Source organism: Porphyromonas sp. KLE 1280, from assembly GCF_000700805.1.
Classification (GTDB): Bacteria; Bacteroidota; Bacteroidia; order Bacteroidales; family Porphyromonadaceae; genus Porphyromonas; species Porphyromonas pasteri.
On sequence record NZ_KL362962.1, the window covers coordinates 43,681 to 63,669 of the forward strand.

The 19,989-nt window shown below is 56.1% G+C and carries 14 protein-coding genes; 10 read left to right on the top strand and 4 right to left on the bottom strand.

What is annotated here, in order from left to right; translation table 11 throughout:
- Positions 1-80 precede the first annotated feature (80 nt).
- The 4 genes from HMPREF1121_RS00185 to HMPREF1121_RS00200 form a co-directional block, all read right to left on the bottom strand.
- Entirely contained in the window at positions 81-728 is a 648-nt protein-coding gene (locus HMPREF1121_RS00185) for an O-methyltransferase (RefSeq protein ID WP_044114153.1), read from the bottom strand.
- The gene (locus tag HMPREF1121_RS00190; RefSeq protein ID WP_044114154.1) at positions 725-1,630 is read right to left on the bottom strand and encodes a 4-hydroxy-3-methylbut-2-enyl diphosphate reductase; all 906 of its coding nucleotides are present in this window, start codon (positions 1,628-1,630) and stop codon (positions 725-727) included. The genes HMPREF1121_RS00185 and HMPREF1121_RS00190 overlap by 4 nt, the downstream gene beginning before the upstream one ends.
- Before the next feature lie 36 nt (positions 1,631-1,666).
- Positions 1,667-2,365 carry a (d)CMP kinase gene (cmk, locus tag HMPREF1121_RS00195; protein ID WP_044114155.1) on the bottom strand — a complete coding sequence of 233 codons (699 nt, stop codon included), beginning with the start codon at positions 2,363-2,365 and terminating at the stop codon, positions 1,667-1,669.
- An 86-nt stretch (positions 2,366-2,451) separates the two neighbouring features.
- Positions 2,452-3,603, bottom strand: a complete 1,152-nt coding sequence (locus tag HMPREF1121_RS00200; protein WP_232223727.1) for an acyltransferase family protein — start codon at positions 3,601-3,603, stop codon at positions 2,452-2,454.
- An 852-nt stretch (positions 3,604-4,455) separates the two neighbouring features.
- On the opposite strand from HMPREF1121_RS00200, the gene HMPREF1121_RS00205 reads away from it, so the two are divergent.
- The 10 genes from HMPREF1121_RS00205 (at position 4,456) to HMPREF1121_RS00250 (ending at position 19,899) form a co-directional block, all read left to right on the top strand.
- The gene (locus HMPREF1121_RS00205; protein WP_044114156.1) at positions 4,456-7,497 is read left to right on the top strand and encodes a SusC/RagA family TonB-linked outer membrane protein; all 3,042 of its coding nucleotides are present in this window, start codon (positions 4,456-4,458) and stop codon (positions 7,495-7,497) included.
- 13 nt (positions 7,498-7,510) lie between these two features.
- The gene (locus tag HMPREF1121_RS00210) at positions 7,511-9,157 is read left to right on the top strand and encodes a RagB/SusD family nutrient uptake outer membrane protein (RefSeq protein WP_044114157.1); all 1,647 of its coding nucleotides are present in this window, start codon (positions 7,511-7,513) and stop codon (positions 9,155-9,157) included.
- Positions 9,158-9,499: 342 nt separating this feature from the next.
- The gene (locus HMPREF1121_RS00215) at positions 9,500-10,432 is read left to right on the top strand and encodes a CsgG/HfaB family protein (protein WP_232223699.1); all 933 of its coding nucleotides are present in this window, start codon (positions 9,500-9,502) and stop codon (positions 10,430-10,432) included.
- 13 nt (positions 10,433-10,445) lie between these two features.
- Positions 10,446-10,808 (top strand): hypothetical protein, encoded by a 363-nt coding sequence (locus HMPREF1121_RS00220; protein ID WP_232223700.1) that lies wholly within the window; start codon positions 10,446-10,448, stop codon positions 10,806-10,808.
- A gap of 24 nt (positions 10,809-10,832) precedes the next feature.
- Positions 10,833-11,186 (top strand): DUF4810 domain-containing protein, encoded by a 354-nt coding sequence (locus HMPREF1121_RS00225; RefSeq protein ID WP_044114160.1) that lies wholly within the window; start codon positions 10,833-10,835, stop codon positions 11,184-11,186.
- Positions 11,183-11,893: a GNA1162 family protein gene (locus HMPREF1121_RS00230; RefSeq protein WP_044114161.1), complete on the top strand. Its 711-nt coding sequence runs from the start codon at positions 11,183-11,185 to the stop codon at positions 11,891-11,893. Before HMPREF1121_RS00225 ends, HMPREF1121_RS00230 begins: the two co-directional genes overlap by 4 nt.
- An 8-nt stretch (positions 11,894-11,901) precedes the next feature.
- A complete protein-coding gene (locus tag HMPREF1121_RS00235; protein WP_044114162.1) occupies positions 11,902-12,513 on the top strand; it encodes an anthranilate synthase component II in 612 nt (203 codons plus the stop codon).
- A 30-nt stretch (positions 12,514-12,543) separates the two neighbouring features.
- Entirely contained in the window at positions 12,544-13,692 is a 1,149-nt protein-coding gene (locus tag HMPREF1121_RS00240) for a DNA polymerase III subunit (RefSeq protein ID WP_044114163.1), read from the top strand.
- A gap of 572 nt (positions 13,693-14,264) precedes the next feature.
- Entirely contained in the window at positions 14,265-16,526 is a 2,262-nt protein-coding gene (locus HMPREF1121_RS00245) for a TonB-dependent receptor family protein (RefSeq protein WP_044114164.1), read from the top strand.
- Between the two features lie 16 nt (positions 16,527-16,542).
- Positions 16,543-19,899, top strand: coding sequence for a SusC/RagA family TonB-linked outer membrane protein (locus HMPREF1121_RS00250; RefSeq protein WP_044114165.1), 3,357 nt, complete (start codon positions 16,543-16,545; stop codon positions 19,897-19,899).
- The last annotated feature ends 90 nt before the right edge of the window (positions 19,900-19,989 follow it).

Below are 19,989 nucleotides of genomic sequence, written 5' to 3' on the forward strand. Positions count from 1 at the left end.
TTCCTATACCTCATACACAGCAGCGCCCCATGATGCAGATGGCATCATGGGGCGCTGCTGTATATGCTTGGGGGGGGAGCTTATAGCTTACGGATGAGGCTCAGCCCATCACGTAGGGGGAGGATGAGGTTCTCGACACGGGGATCACGCTGTACGTGATCATTGAAGGCGAGGATCGTCTGCGTCTGCTGGTCGGTGGGAGTCGGCTCCTCGATGACCTTACCGTCCCAGAGGGTATTATCCGCTAAGATGAGGGCGCCCGAGGGGAGGTGGGGGAGGATGAGCTCATAGTAATTGATGTACTCACGCTTATTGGCGTCGATATACACGAGGTCGAAGCTGTGCTTCTCTAAGAGCTCGGGGAGAATCGTGAGCGCATCTCCGAGGTAGAGGTGGACGCGGTGGGCGTAGGGCGTGCCGTCGAGGAACTCGTGGATGAAGTCCTCCATCTCATCATCTGACTCGATGGTATGGACCTCACCCCCTTCGCCGAGGGCTTCGGCCAAGCAGTGCGCAGCATAGCCTGTGAAGGTGCCAAGCTCAAGGACCTTTTGGGCTCCCGAGATACGGCAGAGCATCTGAAGGAGATTGCCCTGCAGGTGTCCAGAGAGCATACGAGCACGCAGGAGGCGCACATGAGCCTCTCTCCAGAGTCGCTGGCGGTAGGGACTCTCAGGGGTCGTGTGACTTAGGATGTACTCCTCGAGTCGCTCGCTGTCGATGCTCATTCGCTGATGGCTGTTTCTGGCTCAGGCATCCCGAGGATCTCGCGGATACGGCTGGCTACCTGCTCCATCTGCCACATAGGCGTGGAGGTCGCCCCACAGATACCGATGCTCTGTGGTAGGGGCTGGAGCATCTCGGGCTGGATCTCATCGGGAGAGGAGACGAAGATACTTCGCTCGTTGCCCTTCTGGCAGTAGCTGAAGAGCACCTTGCCGTTGGAGCTCTTGCCCCCTGCGACGAAGAACGTCAGCTCATGCTGGGAGGAGAACTCCTGGATGTGGGGCATGCGGTTGGATACCTGGCGGCAGATCGAGTCCTGGAAGTCAAAGCGAGCATCGCCTATCATACGGCTACGGAGCGTGTCGATGAGCTCGTGGAAGCCCGTCAGTGACTGGGTCGTCTGTGAGAAGAGTGCGATGGGGCGGGTGAAGTCAATCTGCTCGATATCCTCGGGGCTCTGCACGATGATGGCCTTCCCATCGGTCTGGCCGACGAGACCATTGACTTCGGCATGGCCCTTCTTCCCATAGATCACGATCTGACCACCGATGGGATCCAGCTCGGCGAACTTGCGACGAACCTTTTTCTGCAGGGCGAGCACGACGGGGCAAGTAGCATCGACGAGCTCGATGTTACGCTCACGAGCGAGCTGATAGATGGCTGGTGCTTCCCCGTGGGCACGGAAGAGCACGCGCTTCCCCTCGAGCTTCTTGAAGGCCTCATAGTCGATCGTCTGCATGCCCTTGGCCTGCAGGCGGTCTACCTCCTGGTTGTTGTGTACGATGTCGCCGAGGCAGTAGAGCTCTTTGTCATCCTTCTTCAGCTCTTCTTCGGCGTGCTTGACTGCATTGATGACGCCGAAGCAGAAGCCTGACTGTTGGTCTATTTCGATCTTGGGATACATGCGTGGGGATAAGGAGTGGGGGAGAGGAAGGCTGGACTACGCCTTGGCGAGAGCCTCCTCGAAGTAGGAGCGCAGGAGAGCATCCTGCTCGTCGTGGGTCAGGTGGGAGTTGTCGAGGACGCGGGCATCCTCAGCTTGGCGCAGGGGAGCTACCTCACGGTGCGTGTCGATGTAGTCACGCTGACGGAGGTTCTCCAGCACCTCCTCAAGGGTAATCTTGCTGTCGCCCTTGCCACGAAGCTCGGCAAGGCGGCGCTCTGCACGGATGACGGGGTCAGCCGTGACGAAGACCTTGAGCTCTGCCTGGGGGAAGACAGCGGTGCCGATGTCTCGGCCGTCCATGACGATACCACCTTCAGCACCGAAGGCCTGCTGCTGGGCGGTGAGGAACTCACGTACGAAGCCCAGTGCAGCGATGGGGCTGACGAAGGAGGCGACCTCCATCGTGCGGATTTCCTTCTCGACGTTCTCGCCGTTGAGGTAGAGCTCGGGTGTGGCACCTTCGTGGCTCTGACGGAAGCTCAGGGATACCTCGTTCAGGGCTTCGCGAAGCTCTGCCTCCTGGATCACTCCCTCGCGGATGAAGCCGCGTCTGAGGGCGAAGAGGGTGACGCCTCGGTACATCGCGCCTGTGTCGACGTAGATATAGTCGATTGCACGCGCGAGCGTACGTGCCATAGAGCTCTTGCCACACGAGCTGTAGCCGTCGATGGCCACGATGATCTTCTTTGTCATGGGTGTTGTCTTACCGTTCGTTTATCGTTTGTGGGGTATACACCCCCTTATCCCAACACGGGGTAGGGGATGAAGGTTGTATCTCCTTATAAGTAGCGCTTAGCTAAGGCTCGACGCACAGGCCCGTCATAGAGTCGAAGAGCGAGGTATGCGATGAGTATAGAGCCAAAGAGTAGTCCCAGTGCTCCTGGGAGTGACTGCTGGAAGGTCAAGTGGTGATTCTTTACCCATGCGTAGTAGCAGTAGAGTAGAGGGTAGTGCACCATATAGAGTGGATAGGAGAGGTCTCCCAGCGTGGTGCAGAGCTGGCGCATGCGAGGGCTGATCCCCTCTGATCGTACGTTGATGACAAGTAGGAGGGGGAAGAGGATGAGGACACACAGGCTGTCATAGAGCCCGTTGAGCCAAAAGGCTTCTTCTCCCCCAAGACGTGGGAGGACAGCCAGTAGCACGAAGAGACCAGCTCCAAGAGCAAAGGAGCCTCGCACAGTGCGGGTATGCAGGGTGCGGGAGAGGAGCAGCCCCATCGTCATGCTGAAGAGCAGACGGAGTGATCCACCCAAGGCATTCTCCGGCGTGAAGGCCCAGCCCAGGCAGAGGTCCCCTTGAGTCCCGTAGACAGCGACACCGATAAGCCCCAGTCCACTGATGAGGACGATGAGGCGCAGCCCCCACAGTGGGAGGCGTCGGAGGATGATCGCATAGAGGAGATTCCCTATGTACTCAAAGAAGAGCGACCACGTAGGGCCGTTGAGAGGGTAGATCTCCCCGAGCCCTCGTACGTCCATTCGTGTAGGAGCGGGGATCATCAGGGCATTGAGAAGGATCCCTACGAGGAGCATCCCAATGCTGATCTTACTGACATCCCATGCTTCACATCCCTGTGTATAGAAGAGTGCTCCACCGAAGATAGCTCCGAAGATCACCATAGGGTGTAGTCGTATGAGGCGACGCCGTATGAAGCTCCAGGTATTCATCTTTCCCCACCGGCCATCATAGGCATAGCCCAAGACGAAGCCTGATAGGAGGAAGAAGAAGTCTACAGCGAGATAGCCATGATTGATGCCTTGGTCAAGATGGCTGGTCGCAAAGGACTCAAAGATGTGGTACCATACAACGACGATGGCGGCGACACCACGCAGGCCGTCGAGGAGTGGATAGTGGGGCTTGCTATCTGCGAAGCTTCCCTGAGGAGAGGAGCTGGATGGATGTATTACATATAATATATGGTGTAGAATACGAGTCAAGCCTCACCATGGAGGCGGTCGCAAAGATATGGAATTGCCTGCACTTATGGAATATTCGTATGAGCTTTATCAATATATAAGTGTCTGATGCTCAATGTGTCTTTTCACTCGATTCTCCCCTTTGGAGAGCTGCTGAAAGGGTGACTGCTTCGTGATTAGGGAGTGTGAAGCTGGGGGAGGAGGCTCAGAGCAATAGTGGTTCACACTCAAACCAGTAGTGGTTCGATGTACGAACGAATAGTGGTTTGCCCCCCATACCAATAGTCATCCGCATGCAGACCAGTAGTCGTTTGCAAATTGACTTCTTCAGCTTCATCCACGAACTACTATCATCATGGAGCCGAATAACTCAAGGGCAGAGCGAGCGGTGAATACGCCTTATGATATCAGTTTTGCCGAGGGGGCAAAACGAACCAGTACTGGTCGGCGAGGTGACCAGTACTGGTCACTAATCGCTACTCGTACTGGTCACACATCGAAGCAGTACTGGTCGGAGCAGTGACCAGTACTGATCGATTTTTTGCCTTAGTAAAGCCTTGATTATGATACACTCCAGAGAGGTGCCAAGTACCCCTATCCCTCCGCGCTCCTACCCCTATTCAAAAGCCTTACTTACAAGCAAAAAGAGAGAATGCTTATACTTAGAAAATTCTATAGTAGGAATGAATAAGTATTTTTTATAAGTTTGAATCGAAATACATAGTCCGAATACCACGATGCACCTCGAGCGAGAGGTTCATCACTCGCTCCCACCATGAAGACGTTTTCGGGAGCGGACACCGTGCCACCACAGCCGAGTGGCATGTAGACATACCACTATTCAAACTCACAAATCCCAAGTGTATGAAACAAACATTCATCCTTAGGTCTCTCTGGGTCGGTTGGCTACTGATCCTGGCGATCTACCTGGCCCCACAGCTTATGGCACAGGGGCTGACCATCCGCGGCACCGTAGTGGATACCAAAGATGAGCCCATCGTTGGAGCCTCTGTTGTCGTGAAGAAAAATCCCAAGCAAGGCGCTATGACGGACGCCAAGGGCGCCTTCACCCTGTCGGGAGTACAGCGTGATGCCATCCTCCGTGTGAGCTATCTGGGCTATGAAGCTCGTGAGGTAGCCGTAGCAGCGCAGACGCAGATCAAGATCACGCTCAAGGAAGAAGCCCAGCAGCTCAGTGACGTCGTCGTCGTGGGCTATGGCACGCAGAAGAAAGTTAACCTATCTGGTTCCGTGACTGCTCTTGACCTGAAGCAGGTACAAGCTCGCCCCATTCAGAACCTCAGTAATGGTCTGCAAGGTCTCGTCCCAGGTCTGACAGTCACCGCTACCAACGGTGCTCCAGGTCTCGACGGCGGTAAGCTCCGCATCCGTGGTACGGGTACCCTGAATAACGCAAATCCCTACATCCTCATCGACGGTCTCGAGTCTGGGACGCTCAATATGCTTGACCCAAGCGATATCGAGAGCATCTCAGTCCTGAAGGACGCTGCCTCCGCAGCTATCTACGGCTCGAAGGCTGCTAACGGGGTCATCCTCATCACCACCAAGCGCGGTAAGTCGGGTAAGGCTCGCATCAGCTACTCGGGTAGCGTGGGTATGCAGAGCGCTACGCGCCTGATGGACCGTATGGGCTCCTTCGAGTACGCTACCCTCTACAACAAGGCGATGGTAGCTGCTGGTAAGGTAGCTCGCTTCTCTGACGAGGACCTCAAGAAGTTCCAGGACGGCAGTGACCCCGAGGGGCACCCCGATACCCGCTGGTATGATCTGGCCTTCCGTACGGCTCTTATGCAGCACCACAATGTGAGTGTCAATGGTGGCTCCGAGCAGGTCCGCTATATGGCTTCGCTGGGTTACCTCGGGCAGTCGGGTATCCTCCCCAACGCTAAGCGTAATCAGTTCAACGCTCGTACGAATCTTGACCTCACCCTCAGCCGCCTCATCTCGGCTCGACTCGGCCTCTCCTACATCAAGAATAAGTACGCAGATCCTAATAACTCCTACGTATCTGGTGGCTCTGACCAGATCATCCGCCAGCTGAATATCGTCGCTCCTTGGATCCTCGGCCGTAGTAAGGACGGTAAGAGCTGGGGGACGACGGGGGACGGTAACCCTCTGGCTTGGCTTGACTCAGGTCAGACCATCGACCGCGACAACCACAACATCTCCGCTACTGGGGGTATCGACTTCCATCTCTTCGATGGCTTTACCCTCACGGCTAACGTAGCTTATGTAGCCAGTCTGCAGCACTACAAGGCCTTCGTCCCCTTCATCAAGTACAACGACCACAAGGTCAGTGCGCCCAACAATCTGGACGAACGCTACTACCTCTGGACGCGTGCAAACTTCGATGCACTGGCTAACTACAGCAAGAGCTTTGGCAAGAACAACTTCAAGGCCCTCCTCGGGTGGCATGCTGAAGACTTCTTCACGCAGTACATGCAGGGCAAGCGTAAGGACTATCCCTCGAACGACCTCACCGACCTAAGTGCAGGCTCCTCCTCTACGCAGGAGAACAATGGTACGACGGCTCAGCTGCGTATGCTCTCTTGGTTCGGTCGTCTGAACTATGACTTCGACGGCAAGTACCTCCTCGAAGCGAACTTCCGTGCTGACGCCTCTTCGCGCTTCGCTCAGGGCTATCGCTGGGGTTACTTCCCCTCCTTCTCTGGTGCATGGCGCCTGTCGAAGGAAGAGTTCATGAAGCCTCTCTATCCCGTGCTGAGCGACCTGAAGGTCCGTGCTTCGTGGGGTCTCCTCGGTAACCAGGAAGCTCTCAATGACTACTATCCTGCACTCAATACCTATAATATCGGTGCTACCTATCCCTTCGGTGGTGCACTTACCTCTGGCTATGCACAGACCGACCTCAAGCTGAACAATATCAGCTGGGAGAAGAGCCGCAACGTCGGTGTAGGTCTGGACTTCGGCTTCTTCGCTGGACAGCTGACTGGGTCAGTAGACTTCTACGCTCGTAAGACGACCGATATCCTGATGAAGGTTGACGTCCCCTCTGAGTTCCCTCTCAAGCCCTACCACGCTAATGTCGGTGCGATGGAGAACAAGGGTGTCGAAATCGCACTGAACTACAAGACGCACTTCGGTGACTGGACGCTCGGCGTAGGTGGTAACTTTACCTACAACAAGAATAAGATCCTCAGCCTCGGTGCTAACGAGTACATGGACAATGGTGCTATTCGCAATGCCGTCGGTCACTCCTACGACACCTACTACATCTACAAGGCTGACGGGCTCTTCCAGTCGAAGGAAGAAGCAGATGCCTTCGTAGCTAAGTATGGTACACCCTTCGGCTCTCGCCCTCAGGCTGGTGATATCCGCTATGTGGACGTCAATGGTGACGGCAAGATCAATGGTAAGGACCGTATCTTCTCTAATCCTGTAGATCCCGCCTATACGTTCGCTATGAACTTCAACTTAGGCTGGCGTGCCTTCGACCTCTCTGCCATGTTTAGCGGTGTCGCAGCTGCCTCTCGCCTCTACAGCTCTGAGGTCTTCGGTGCCTTCGGTGGGGATACGGGTCACCCCTCTACTGAGTGGCGTCATGCCTGGAGCGCAGACAAGCCCTCGGGTAAGATGCCTCGCATCTACCTCGCTGGTCAGGCTAACCACAACGAAGCAAGCTCGACCTTCTGGCTGCAGGACACGCATTACGTGCGTCTGAAGAACCTCCAGCTGGGTTACACCCTGCCTAAGAGCCTTCTGAAGAACCTCGGTGTCTCTTCCCTGCGTGTCTACTACTCTGGCGAGAACCTCTTCACGCTGGACAACATGCGCGGTAACATCGACCCTGAGGCTACGAGCCAGCGTCTCTCCTCTTACCCCCTGCTGCGTACGCACTCTTTCGGGCTGAACGTATCCTTCTAATGTGACTACGATAATGAATAACCTATATAAGTACCTGCTGGCTGGCCTCCTGACGGCTGGTAGTGTCTCCTGCTCGGGCTTCCTCGATACAGCCCCCCGCAACCAGCTCTCTCAGAAGACTGCTTGGAAGACTCCCGAAGACGCTGAGAAGTTCCTCGTCGGCTGCTATGATGGCTGGGAGAGTGGTGGTACGATCCTCTATATGGACTGCCTCTCGGACTTTGGCTTTAGCTTCCACGCTCACGAGGGCTTCCGCTCTATCGGCAACGGGACGATGAGCCCCACCAGCCCAGGCGCCTCCTTCTATGGCTATGGTACTATCGGCCGCTGTAACCTCCTCCTCAAGCAGATCGAAGAGATCCCCAACATGCCTGAGGCGCAGAAGAAGCGCATCATCGCTGAGGCTAAGGTCATCCGTGCCTATCAGTACTTCACGATGAACTTCCTCTATGGTGGTGTGCCCATCATCGAGCTCCCTCAGAATGCTGATGAAGCTCGTCTGCCTCGTAAGACTGAGGCTGAGGTGCGTGCCTACATCGCTAAGGATCTGGATGAAGCTATCCCCGACCTCCAGGCTAATGTCACGCGTGGTCGCTTAGGCAAGGGTGCTGCTCTGGCTATCCGTATGCGCGAAGCGCTCTACTATGGTGACTGGGAAGTCGCTAAGGCGAAGGCTAAGGAGATCATCGATCTCAACGTCTATAGCCTCGAGCCCAGCTACCAGAAGCTCTTCACCATCGCTGGTCAAGGCTCTTCTGAGATCATCGCTGCTGTGCAGTACCTCGAGACGGTGAAGCCTCACTACACCTCTATCGGCTCGATGCTCAATAACTCCGTCGGGGGCTGGTCTTCGATGGTGCCAACGGCTAACCTCATCAACCTCTATGAGATGAAGACGGGGCTGACGACGGATGAGTCGGGCTCAGGCTACGATGCCACGCATCCCTTCAAGGATCGTGACCCTCGTATGGCTATGACCGTCTGCTACCCTGGTGCTAACTATATCACGCCCGAGGGCAAGACCGCGATCTACAACACCCTCGACCAGACGCTGCCTGGTGGGAAGAAGAACGAGGACTATCCCGAAAGTGCGAACAACAGCTCTAAGACGGGGCTCACTTGGAATAAGTACACCGCTCCTGCTAATCAGTATGCCGACGTGTGGTCTACGAATGCCAGCCCTATCGTCTTCCGCTATGCTGAGGTCCTACTCTCGTATGCAGAAGCTGAGAACGAGCTGAATGGTCCTTCGGCTGATGTGTACGCTAAGATCAACCTCGTGCGCCAGCGTGTAGGTATGCCTGCTGTCGACCAGACGAAGTACGGTACGAAGGATAAGCTCCGTGAGCTGATCCGTCGTGAGCGCTCCGTTGAGTTCGCTGGCGAAGGTCTCCGTCGTGCTGACATCCTTCGCTGGAAGGGTACGGACGGCAAGATGATCGCTGAGACGGTCCTCAATGGTCCGCTGCAGCGTATGGTAGGTACTGTCGATATGACGGGTACGAATCCTGAGACGCGTGCTACGATCAATCCTTCTGCTCCAGCTGAAGCTAAGCTCGTGGAGAACCGCATCTTCAAGCCTCACTTCCGCTACCTCCCCATCCCTCAGTGGGTCATTGACCGTAACCCCAACTTCGGTAAGAATAACCCCGACTACTAAGCGCACAGCTTAGCTCTATACAGGATAAGCCCCCCAGCTCTCAGTGAGCTGGGGGGCTTGTCTTTATCTGTGTGTGATGACGTCTCTGTAGGGGAGGGTGGTGCGAACCTATATTGGTCGGCGGGCTGACCTATATAGGTTCCTTTCTCGACCAATATAGGTCACGTCTGCGACCTATATAGGTCAGCCCGCCGACCAATATAGGTCTGTATCACATAGGATCCATCTGCATTCAAGCTGTGGTATAGAGCTTCGTCTGTATAGGCGTAGCCCCAGGGCTCTACCGCTATTAATCACTACATTTGTATGACACAAACCTCACTTATAGATATACAGTGCCTTATGAATGTACTTAAGACGCTTTCTCTCGTAGCGCTGGCAGGTCTCTCGGGGCTTGGCTATGCTACTGCACAAGAGCCCCAGCGAGTCATCGCCCATCCTGGGGTCAACAACGCTCGCCCTGCCGATGCGCGTAGCCTCAAGTGGAAGGTCGCCGTCGGGCGCTTCTCCAATGAGACGCAGTATGGCAAGGGTATCTTCTACGAGCGCGACAATGATCCCATGGCGAAGCAGGCCCTCGATATCCTTATGACGAAGCTCAATGCTTCGGGGAAGTTCATCCTCCTCGAGCGTAGCGACTCGGAGAAGCTGGAGGCTGAGCTCAAGGCTGGTCAGGGTCAGCGTATCGGTGCTGACTACCTTATCCTCGGTTCGATCACCGAGTTCGGCCGCAAGACGACTGGCAAGGATGGTCTCTTCACCTCGGAGAAGAGTCAGACGGTAGAGGCGGGTGTGAGCATCCGTATCGTTGATGTCGCGACGGGGCAAGTCATCTATTCGGAGGAAGGTAAGGGGCAGGCTCAGACGACGAGTAAGAGCACTCTGGGTCTTGGCGGTAAGGCTGGCTATGACGCCACCCTCAGCGATAAGGCCATCTCGGGGGCCATCGATCAGCTCGTCGAGAACATCATCAATAAGTGCACCGACAAGCCTTGGCGCACCTACCTCATCAATGCTGATGCCGATGGTATCATCATCGCAGGCGGGGCCGCTCAGGGCATTCGTCCTGGAGATATCTTCACGCTCTATAAGCGCGGCAAGCAAGTGAAGAACCCTCAGACGGGTGTCTCCTTCTATCTGGCGGGTAAGCCCGTGGCACAGCTGCGCGTAGAGTCCGTTGATGGCGATACGCCTGATACGCAGTACGCTATCGTCAGCGTCGTCTCGGGGAGCTTCGATAAGGGCGCCTTAGACAACTATTATGTACAGCAGTAAGACCGCAGCGATTATGAAGAAGCAACCATTCTACAAGCAGTGGGCCGTCGGTCTACTCTCCCTCCTTGCCCTCCTCTTCGCTGGGACAGCCTGCGGGACGACCTCGTCGATCTCGGGCGGACTCAATGATGAGTCTTATATCGTCGTAGCTTCCTCGGATGCCTACGTCGGGAAGAAGGTCTTTGTGTTAGTCGACGACGTCTCCGCTGTGGGGATCGTGGCCGTTCGCCCCGACGCTGTCACGCGACATGCGAAGCGCATCACCATCACCCCAGGGCGCCATACGGTCATCGTCCGAGATGCCGAGGGGCGCACGCTCTTCTCCAAGGAGATCTTCATCTCCAGCCGAGCCGCGAAGACCATCACCGTGCAGTAAATCGTAGATCCTCTTTTGCAACAGATGAAGTTCACTTATACCGCCGCCGCACTCCTACTTTTTGCGGGACTCCTCTCGAGCTGTGGCTCCTCACCCGCATTATATTCGTGGGGTAACTATGAGCAGACGGCCTATGCCGTCGCACAGAATCCCACCCCCGAGCGCCTTAGGGCTCTCGGCTTGGTCTACGAGAAGCTCATCACTCAGCCCGAAGGCCTACGCAAGATGCCTCCTCCAGGGCTCTGCGCTGAGTACGGCTACCTCTTAGCTAAGCAAGGCGATACCGAGCGAGGTGTGAAGCTCCTCGAGAAGGAAGCTGAGCTGTACCCCGAGAGTGCCGTCTTCGTCCGTCGTCTTATCAAGCAGCTGAAGAAATGAAGATCCGACTACACCGAGCTTTCATTGCCGTAGGGGCATTCGTCTCGCTGGTACTCCTCTCCTCCTGTGGACTTCTGGGTGAGCAGACGCAGCGCCGTGAGGATGCCTATGCTACGCTCTACAGGGAGAATCCCCGCTCCATCGTCATCATGCCCACGATCAACGAGACCAATCAGGTCGAGCTGAAGGACAACTTCTATGCCACGCTGCTCAAGCCGCTGGCTGAGCGTGGCTACTACGTCTTCTCACCCTTCCTCGCGAAGGAGCTGATGGAGCAGGAGAGTGCCGCCAATGCCGAGGACTTCATCCAGGGGAACGTCGCGCCCTTCTACCGTGTCTTCGGTGCAGACGCTGTCCTCTTCACCATCATCCATCGCTGGGAGAAGGTCGCCCTGCGCTCGAAGATCGAGATCGATGTCGAGTACCTCCTGCGCTCTACGAAGACGGGTGAGATGCTCTTCTCCCGTCGCTTCGAGGGCGCTGTGGATCTGAGTAGTGACCAAGGAGGACGGGGCATCTTGAGTACCCTCATGGATATCGTCGTGGGGGCGATCTCTACCTCGATGACGGATAAGGTCGTGGCTGCACGTCTGGCTAACCGCGATGCGCTGGAGAGCCTCCCTGCAGGTGCTTACCACCCCCGCTATCTCCAGGATAAGCGCGACCAAGTCGGCCCCACGCATGTCACGGGGCGTAACCTCAAGTAGCGTGTACCATGGGCTCCACGGTACACCTCTTAGTCATCGACAACCGCGACTCCTTCGTCTACAATGTCGTGGAGCTCCTGCGCTCACTCCCCGAGCTCACCTTCGAGGTTATCCCCGAGGGTGAGCTCGAGCTCTCTTCGCTTCCCGAGCACGATGGGCTCATTCTCTCCCCAGGGCCAGGCGTGCCGAGTGAGTTCCCCCGTATGCAGGCCCTCATCCGTGCCGAGGCGGGAGTAAAGCCGATCTTGGGTATCTGCCTCGGGCATCAGGCTCTCGCCGAGCACTACGGCGCTACGCTGGTGCAGCTCCCCGCGCCCCGGCACGGGCATGCCTCCGCACTTGAGGTCATAGATCCTACGGATAGTCTCGTCGGTGCTATCCCCACGGGAAGTCTCGTCGGGCGCTACCACAGCTGGGCGGTCGACGATGTGAGCCTTCCGAGCTGCCTTGTCCCGACGGCTTATTGCGCTGATGCGGACGAAGGCCGTGTGCTGATGGCGATGCGCCACCGTACGGAGCCCGTGTGGTCGGTGCAGTTCCACCCCGAGAGCATGATCAGCGAGCACGGACGTGCCTACCTCTCGGCCTTCGCCACTGCCGTCCGTGCTTGGCGCCGATAGCCCTTCCCATCCATCTACATCCCTTAGCCTATGTACTTCAGAGATATTGTCGGTCACGATAGCCTCAAGGCACAGCTCCTCACGACGGCTCGTCAGGGGCTCGTCCCTCACGCCCAGCTCTTCACGGGGCGCGATGGCGAGGGCGCACTGGGCTTGGCTTACGCCTATGCCCGCTACCTCAACTGCACCGACCGCGGAGAATGGGATGCCTGCGGGCATTGCCCCTCATGTCGTCGCTATGACGAAGTGGGGGATCCGGACCTCTCCTTCCTCTATCCCATCGTCAACGCTTCGGGGAAGAACCTCTGCGAAGACCATATCGAGGACTGGCGACGCTTCATACAGCAGGGCCCCTATACCTATTATGATGAATGGCTGGGACTCCTCGGTGGCGATGGGAAGAAGGCCTCGATCTTCGCTCGCGAAGGCGAGCCCCTGCAGCGTATGATGGGCTATCAGACCTCGGGGCGTGGCTACCGCATCCTCATCATCTGGCTACCTGAGCGCATGCAAGAGGCGCTGGGCAACAAGCTCCTCAAGCTCGTCGAAGAGCCACCCAAGCGCACCATCATCCTCATGGTCACGATGGACGAGCCGTCCGTCCTTCAGACGCTGCGCAGTCGCATGCAGACCCTTCGCCTTCGCCCCCTCATTGAGCCTGAGATCGAGACAGCACTACGTGCGACCCCGACGGACTATGCCGAGGCGGATGCCCTCTACGCTGCCCACCTCTCGGAGGGCAACTACCGCAAGGCACTCGATCTCTACGAAGGTCGTGCCGCTGAGCTGGGCGAGGAATATGCTCTCCTGCAGCGCATCCTCCGCGCGACGGTCAATGCCCAGCCCCGCGAGATGAAGCTCCTCGCAGAGGACCTTGCGGCACTGTCGAAGGAAGAGCAAGCGAGCCTCTTGGAGTACCTGGCGCGCATGTTCAGAGAGTTCTACCTCTACAATCTCTCCCTCCCCGATATCAATTACCTCACGAGTCGGGAGGAAGGCATCGCCCGCTACCTACGCTCCTGCATCACGGGGCGCAACGTCCGTCAGGTCGAGGCCGAGATCGACGAAGCCGCCCGCCACTTAGCGCAAAATGTGCAGGCGAAGATGGTCTTCTTCGACCTCATCCTGCGCCTCACTTCGACCCTCGCTCCGAGCTACAAGCAGGCGGGGGTAAGGTAGTTTTTGTGCCTTCTCCCTAATTGCTTATTGTGTAGGGGGATAAGCCTCCTTCCGCAGAGGGCGAAATTTCCTTGCGGAAGGAAATAAATTTTCGTGCGCACGAAAATATTTTTTTGTGCGCACAGAAATTTCCCTGCGTGCGCACGGAAATTTTTCGCCCTGCGGAAGAATGTCTTTTTTCTTCCGCAGGGCGATCTTTTTTTCTTCGGACGGAGCCATTTCATTTGCTCGCAGAAGCTGTTTGTGAAGTGCGGGCAAAAAGAGGAAGAGGTCGGGGGCAGTTCGGCTTGGAGTGTACGCGCTCTTTCCTTAGAGCGTAGTAGCTGGGATAACGCTGGAGCTCCAAAATCAGGTATATAAGGGGGCGATTGACCGAATAAAACCCCCATTTTTAGGTATTTCAAGGGGAAGGGAGATACTATATCTTTGCGGGCTAGATTGCCTAGGTTACAGGAGGAACATCCTCTGCTCCACAGATACGTATTATTATGTACAGCCTTTTATCTGAACCAGAGAAGGTTGGGGAGTGCGTGTGCCTAGAGAACACATAAGGATAACACCTATCATTAAAGATGTATTATATAGCTAGACGACTAGCCATTACACTAAGCCTTAGCTCGGTGATCCTGGGAGCGAAGGCACAGGTAGCCCCGACAGATAGCCTCAGCGAAGCGAGGAGAGACTCCGTCCGCCGACTTGACGAGGTCGTGGTCTATGCTCGGCAGATGCTGGGAAGCAAGTTCGAAGCTCGCAACCGTACGGGTTCAGCTTATTACCTTTCGCCAAAGGAACTGAAGAAGTTCGGCTACACAGACATCAGCCGTATGCTACGTGCCGTGCCAGGCGTGAATATCTACGAAGAGGACGGCTACGGCCTGCGCCCAAACATCAGCCTTCGAGGAACGAAGGCCGAGCGCAGCGAACGTATCTCGCTCATGGAAGACGGGATCCTTGCAGCCCCCGCCCCTTATGCCGCTCCCGCCGCCTACTACTTCCCCAATGTCGCCCGCATGTACGCCATCGAGGTACTCAAGGGAAGCAGCCAAGTGCAGTACGGTCCCTTCACCACGGGGGGCGCTGTGAACATGGTATCGACCCCCATCCCCAAGAGCTTCCAAGCAGGACTCCGCACTTCCTACGGGAGCTTCGGCACCTTCAATACCTACGCTCATCTGGGTAGCGACCACAAACATGTCGGTTACCTAGTCGAATACCTTCGCTACCAATCGAAGGGATTTAAGAAGGATGAGCCCAATGAACGAACGGGCTTTTACCGCAATGATGTCGTGGGGAAGCTCCGCATCCATAGCGACGAGGATGCTGAGATCCGTCAGGCACTCGAGCTGAAGCTCGGCTTCTCGAACGAACACTCCGATGAGAGCTACGTCGGGCTGAGTGAGCAGGACTTCGCCTCCCGCCCCTATTACCGCTACCGTGGTGCCCAGATGGACCAGCTGCAGACTCGCCACACGCAGACAGCCTTGACCCACCTCGTCGACTTCACGGGCGGGCTGAAGGTGACGACAAGTGCCTACTATAATTACTTCTGGCGCAACTGGTATAAGCTCAACGATGTGCGTATCGGAGATCAGAAAGGCGAAAAGCGAAGCATCGAAGAGATACTAGCCGACCCCGAGACCAATGCCCGCTACCTGGACATCCTCACCGGTGCCACCGACCGCCTCGGCGAAGCGCTTATGCTTCGAGCTAACCAGCGCTCCTACCATTCGCGTGGGATACAGACTAAGGTGGAGTATCGCCTACCTTTCCTCTCGAGCTACCTCCAGTTGGAGGCTGGTGCCCGCTATCATGCCGACCTAGAAGACCGCTTCCAGCACGATGATAGCTACTCCATCGAGGGCGGGAAGATGAGCCTCTTCCGTGCGGGCCAACCTGGCTCGCAGAGCAACCGCATCACGACAGCCCATGCCTTCGCTTCCTATCTCCTTGGGAAGTGGTCACGGGCGGGATGGACCATCACCGCTGGGCTTCGCCTCGAGGACGTAGAGCTGTATAAGCGAGACTATACGACCAAAGACCCAAGACGCACGGGGCACCTACGCATCGAGGGAAGCAACCACGCTACTGCACTCCTTCCTAGCCTTGGGATCAACTATCGCATCCTTCGTCCCCTCTCCATATTCGCTGGTATCCATCAGGGCTTCGCTCCCCCAAGCGTGATGACCTACTACCAGCAGAAGCCCGAGAAGAGTATCAACCTCGAGGCTGGGATACGCTTCACCACTGAGAATCTGAAGGTAGAAGCGATCGGCTACTACAACGACTACTCCAACATGCTCGGCAGTGACCTCGCCGCTGCAGGCGGACAGGGTACGCTGGATCAGTTCTCCGTAGGAGCAGCACGTGTCCAGGGGCTTGAGTTCTTAGCCTCTTGGCAACCCCTTCCTAAGAGCTGGGAGGTACGTCTTCCCCTTCAGGTCAGCTACACCCTGACCGATACCCAGATGAAGAACGAGTTCTATTCCTCCGCTTGGGGGGAAGTCTTCGCAGGGGATGAACTGCCCTATATCTTCCGACATGCAGCGAATGCGCAGCTCGGGTTAGAGTACAAGTGGCTCGAGGCGAACCTCAGCGTCCGCTACAACTCAGACATGCGTACTGCTCCAGGGCAGGGACGTATCGCCAAGGCACATCTTATCCCCAGCCATACGATCATAGACGCATCACTCAAGGCACGCCTCAACCGCCACCTCACCCTAAGCCTCAACGCTGTGAACTTAGCGAACAAGGTCTATCTCGTCTCCCGTCATCCCTCTGGCCTCAGACCCGGTCATCCCTTCGGCATCTATGGCGGAGTACGTATCAACCTCTAACGCCTCTTAGCAAGACATGAAGCAATCACTTAGATACATCATACGCCTTGGTTTCCTGCTCCTCCTTGCTCTTCCCTTTAGTGCTCTGGCACAACAAGCGAGCCTGATCACGGGTAGTGTACGCAGCAGCCGTGGCGAAGCCTTAATAGGAGCCAGCGTACGTCTTGTGGGGACAACGCAAGGCACGCTGACGGACAGCGTAGGGAAGTTTACCATCACCGCCCGCATAGGAGATACTCTACTCGTGACTAGTGTGGGGATGCAAGCCAAGAAAGTGAAGATCCATAGCGCACGGCTTACCATTACCCTCGAGGAGGACAACAAGCTCATCGAGGATGTCGTCGTGACGGGCTATCAGAAGATCCGCAACCGAGTCTATACAGGTGCCGCCTCATCTGTGAAGATGCGAGACATCCACCTAGAGGGGACACAGGATATATCTCGTATGCTCGAAGGTCGTGTACCAGGCTTATCCATCCAGAGCATTTCTGGTACATTCGGTGCTGCACCTCGTATCAATATCCGAGGTGGGGCATCCATACTAGGTAATGTACAACCTCTGTGGGTAATCGACGGAGCTGTCTATGAGGACCTCGTACACCTTAGCCTTGATCAGCTAGCTTCGGGAGACGCAGCGACGCTCATCAGTTCTGCCGTCTCAGGGCTCAATGCCTCCGACATACAAGACATACAGGTACTGAAGGATGCTTCTGCTACCTCTATATACGGAGCACGAGCACTTAACGGGGTGATCGTCGTGACGACTAAGTCGGGACGTAGGGATACACCTCTGAGGGTAAGTTATGCCACTGAGAATACCATGCGCCTCCGACCTAGCTATAGCCAGTATGACCTATTGAACTCACAAGAGACGATGGGGATCTACGAGGAAATGAGACAGAAGGGCTACTTCAGCCTCGCTAGCAGTCTATATGGACGTCGTGGTGGGGTATACCATCTACTCAATAGAGCTCTCTCCGAATACGATCCCGAGACGGGTACTTATAGGCTGGAGAACACACCAGAGGCACGTAGAGCCTTCCTAGAGCAGCACGAGCGAGCCAATACCGATTGGTTCAGCGAGCTCTTTCGCCTAACCCCGACGACGAGCCACACCGTGAGCTTCAGTGCAGGTGGACGGAGTAGTGCCACCTATGCTTCGCTGGGCTTCTTCTATGACGGAGGCTGGACAGTGGCGGATCGGGTGCAGCGCATCACTGCCAACCTCAAGAATACCTTCTATCTCGGGGATCGCCTGCAGGTCACACTATCTGCACAGGGGAACATCCGTTCACAGAGTGCGCCAGGTACCCTACCACAACGCAAGAATACTACGCTGGGGCTCTTCGAGAGAGACTTCGACATCAACCCCTTTAGCTATGCTCTGGGTACGAGCCGTACGCTCCTACCTTCGGAGCGATACCGCAACAACTGGGCACCCTTGAACATCCATCAGGAGTACCGCTCCAACCACATGGACATCGGGGTACTCGACTTCAAGGCTCAAGCCGAAGCCAGCTACAAGGTACGCCCATATCTTGAAGCCCGTGCCCTCGTCTCCACCCGACAGGCGTACACCTCTATGACCCACGAGATCACAGAGCGATCCAACCAAGTCCTTGCCTACAGAGCCATGGAGACTCCTGAGGTCGCCTCGGCCAACATCTACCTGCTACGTGACCCCGAGCATCCTGAGCACCGTCCCGAGGTTGCCCTGCCTCATGGGGGGATACTTAAGAAGGATGAGACGAGCCTGAAGAGCTATCTCATGCGTCTGGCTTTGGACTATGACCGCCATATCGGCCCCCATGATATCAAGGCCTTTGGCTTCACTGAGATCCGCTATGCCGACCGCTCGCATACTCCCTTCACGGGCTACGGCGTGCAGTACGATCGTGGTGGGCAGATCAACACGGATCCTCGCATATTCAGTAAGCTCCTTCGTGAGGGGGAAGATTACTTCGCTTACTCTAGACGCTATGACCGAGGAGTGACGTTCTCTGCGAGCACTACCTACGGCTACGACGGGCGATATATCCTCAATGCCCTGATCAACATGGAAGGCTCAAATGCTTCGGGGCGCAACGCTCGTACCCAATGGCTTCCCACGTGGAATGTAGGGGGGAAGTGGAACGTCGACCGAGAAGCCTTCTTCCATCCCTCTTCCCTACTCTCCCGCCTAGCTGTGCGCATGAGCTACGGACTCACCGCCAAGATGAACGAGGAAGCTGTCAATGCCAACTCAGTCTACCAAGGTGGAACGACCTCGCCTCGTCGCTATCAGGACCGAGAGAATGCCCTACGCATTCGCCACCTAGAGAACCGTGACCTCACTTGGGAAAAGATGTACGAGCTCAACCTGGGCCTCGAGACCGCTTGGGCTGGTGACCGTGTATGGGCTACGGTGGATCTCTACCAGCGTAATGCCTTCGACCTCATTGACCTTGTCCGCACCTCTGGTATCGGGGGGCAGTACTACAAGTATGCCAACTTCGGGGATATGCGCACCCAAGGGATCGAGCTCTCACTCAGCACGACGAACATAGAGACGAAGGAGCTCTCGTGGAGCAGCAGCCTTACCCTCAGCCTCATGAACCAGAAGATCACGAGACTGCGTAATACGCCCAACGCCCTAGACATGGTCGCTGGACGTGGTCGGGGCAACCTCGTAGGCTATCCTAAGGGTTCGCTCTTCTCCTACAACTTCCAAGGGCTGAATAGTCACGGGCTTCCCACCTTTGACTTTGGACTCTATCCCACCAATCATGGTGAGGATGCCAACGTCTACAGTGCAGACTTCAGTGATACCCAGTACACCAAGAGCTACCTCACCTATCACGGGCCTATCGAGCCTCAGGTCATCGGTGGGCTATCGAATACCCTGCGCTACGGTCTCTGGGATCTCACCCTCTTCATCACGGCGCAGGCGGGCAATAAGATCCGACTCAACCCCACCTTTGACCCCACCTTCGCTGACCTCAATGTCTTCTCAGGAGAATACCGTAATCGTTGGATGAATCCTGGGGACGAACAGCATACCGATGTGCCTACCATCCCTTCGCAGGATCTAATCAATGCTGTGGGTAGGGAGAATATTGAGCGTGCATATAGCACCTACAACTACTCCCAGCTACGAGTCGCCGATGGTAGCTTCGTACGTCTGAAGCATGTCTCGCTGGGCTATCGGGTCTCCGAAGCTTTCGCCAAGAAGCTTCGCCTGCAGTCAGCTAAGCTGCAGCTTAGTCTGACGAACCCCTTCCTCATCTACTCCGACAAGCGTCTACGTGGACAGGACCCTGAATACTATCGTGCAGGGGGGGTATCTCTACCCACACCTAGACAGTACACACTCTCGCTACAGATAGGATTTTAAGACAGGGGTATCGACCCTGCCGTAGGTGCACCTTGGGACTTCCAATAGAAACTCTTCAGAGGCAACAATAGAAACTCCCCTGAGGCAGCA

Bases quoted from the DNA above. Each gene is read 5' to 3' on its own strand.
- HMPREF1121_RS00250 (WP_044114165.1), top strand. From the start codon at position 16,543: ATGAAGCAATCACTTAGATACATCATACGCCTTGGTTTCCTGCTCCTC.
- HMPREF1121_RS00215 (WP_232223699.1), top strand. From the start codon at position 9,500: ATGAATGTACTTAAGACGCTTTCTCTCGTAGCGCTGGCAGGTCTCTCG.
- HMPREF1121_RS00245 (WP_044114164.1), top strand. From the start codon at position 14,265: ATGTATTATATAGCTAGACGACTAGCCATTACACTAAGCCTTAGCTCG.
- HMPREF1121_RS00235 (WP_044114162.1), top strand. From the start codon at position 11,902: ATGGGCTCCACGGTACACCTCTTAGTCATCGACAACCGCGACTCCTTC.
- HMPREF1121_RS00205 (WP_044114156.1), top strand. From the start codon at position 4,456: ATGAAACAAACATTCATCCTTAGGTCTCTCTGGGTCGGTTGGCTACTG.
- HMPREF1121_RS00230 (WP_044114161.1), top strand. From the start codon at position 11,183: ATGAAGATCCGACTACACCGAGCTTTCATTGCCGTAGGGGCATTCGTC.
- HMPREF1121_RS00225 (WP_044114160.1), top strand. From the start codon at position 10,833: ATGAAGTTCACTTATACCGCCGCCGCACTCCTACTTTTTGCGGGACTC.
- HMPREF1121_RS00220 (WP_232223700.1), top strand. From the start codon at position 10,446: ATGAAGAAGCAACCATTCTACAAGCAGTGGGCCGTCGGTCTACTCTCC.
- cmk (WP_044114155.1), bottom strand. From the start codon at position 2,365: ATGACAAAGAAGATCATCGTGGCCATCGACGGCTACAGCTCGTGTGGC.
- HMPREF1121_RS00210 (WP_044114157.1), top strand. From the start codon at position 7,511: ATGAATAACCTATATAAGTACCTGCTGGCTGGCCTCCTGACGGCTGGT.
- HMPREF1121_RS00240 (WP_044114163.1), top strand. From the start codon at position 12,544: ATGTACTTCAGAGATATTGTCGGTCACGATAGCCTCAAGGCACAGCTC.
- HMPREF1121_RS00185 (WP_044114153.1), bottom strand. From the start codon at position 728: ATGAGCATCGACAGCGAGCGACTCGAGGAGTACATCCTAAGTCACACG.
- HMPREF1121_RS00190 (WP_044114154.1), bottom strand. From the start codon at position 1,630: ATGTATCCCAAGATCGAAATAGACCAACAGTCAGGCTTCTGCTTCGGC.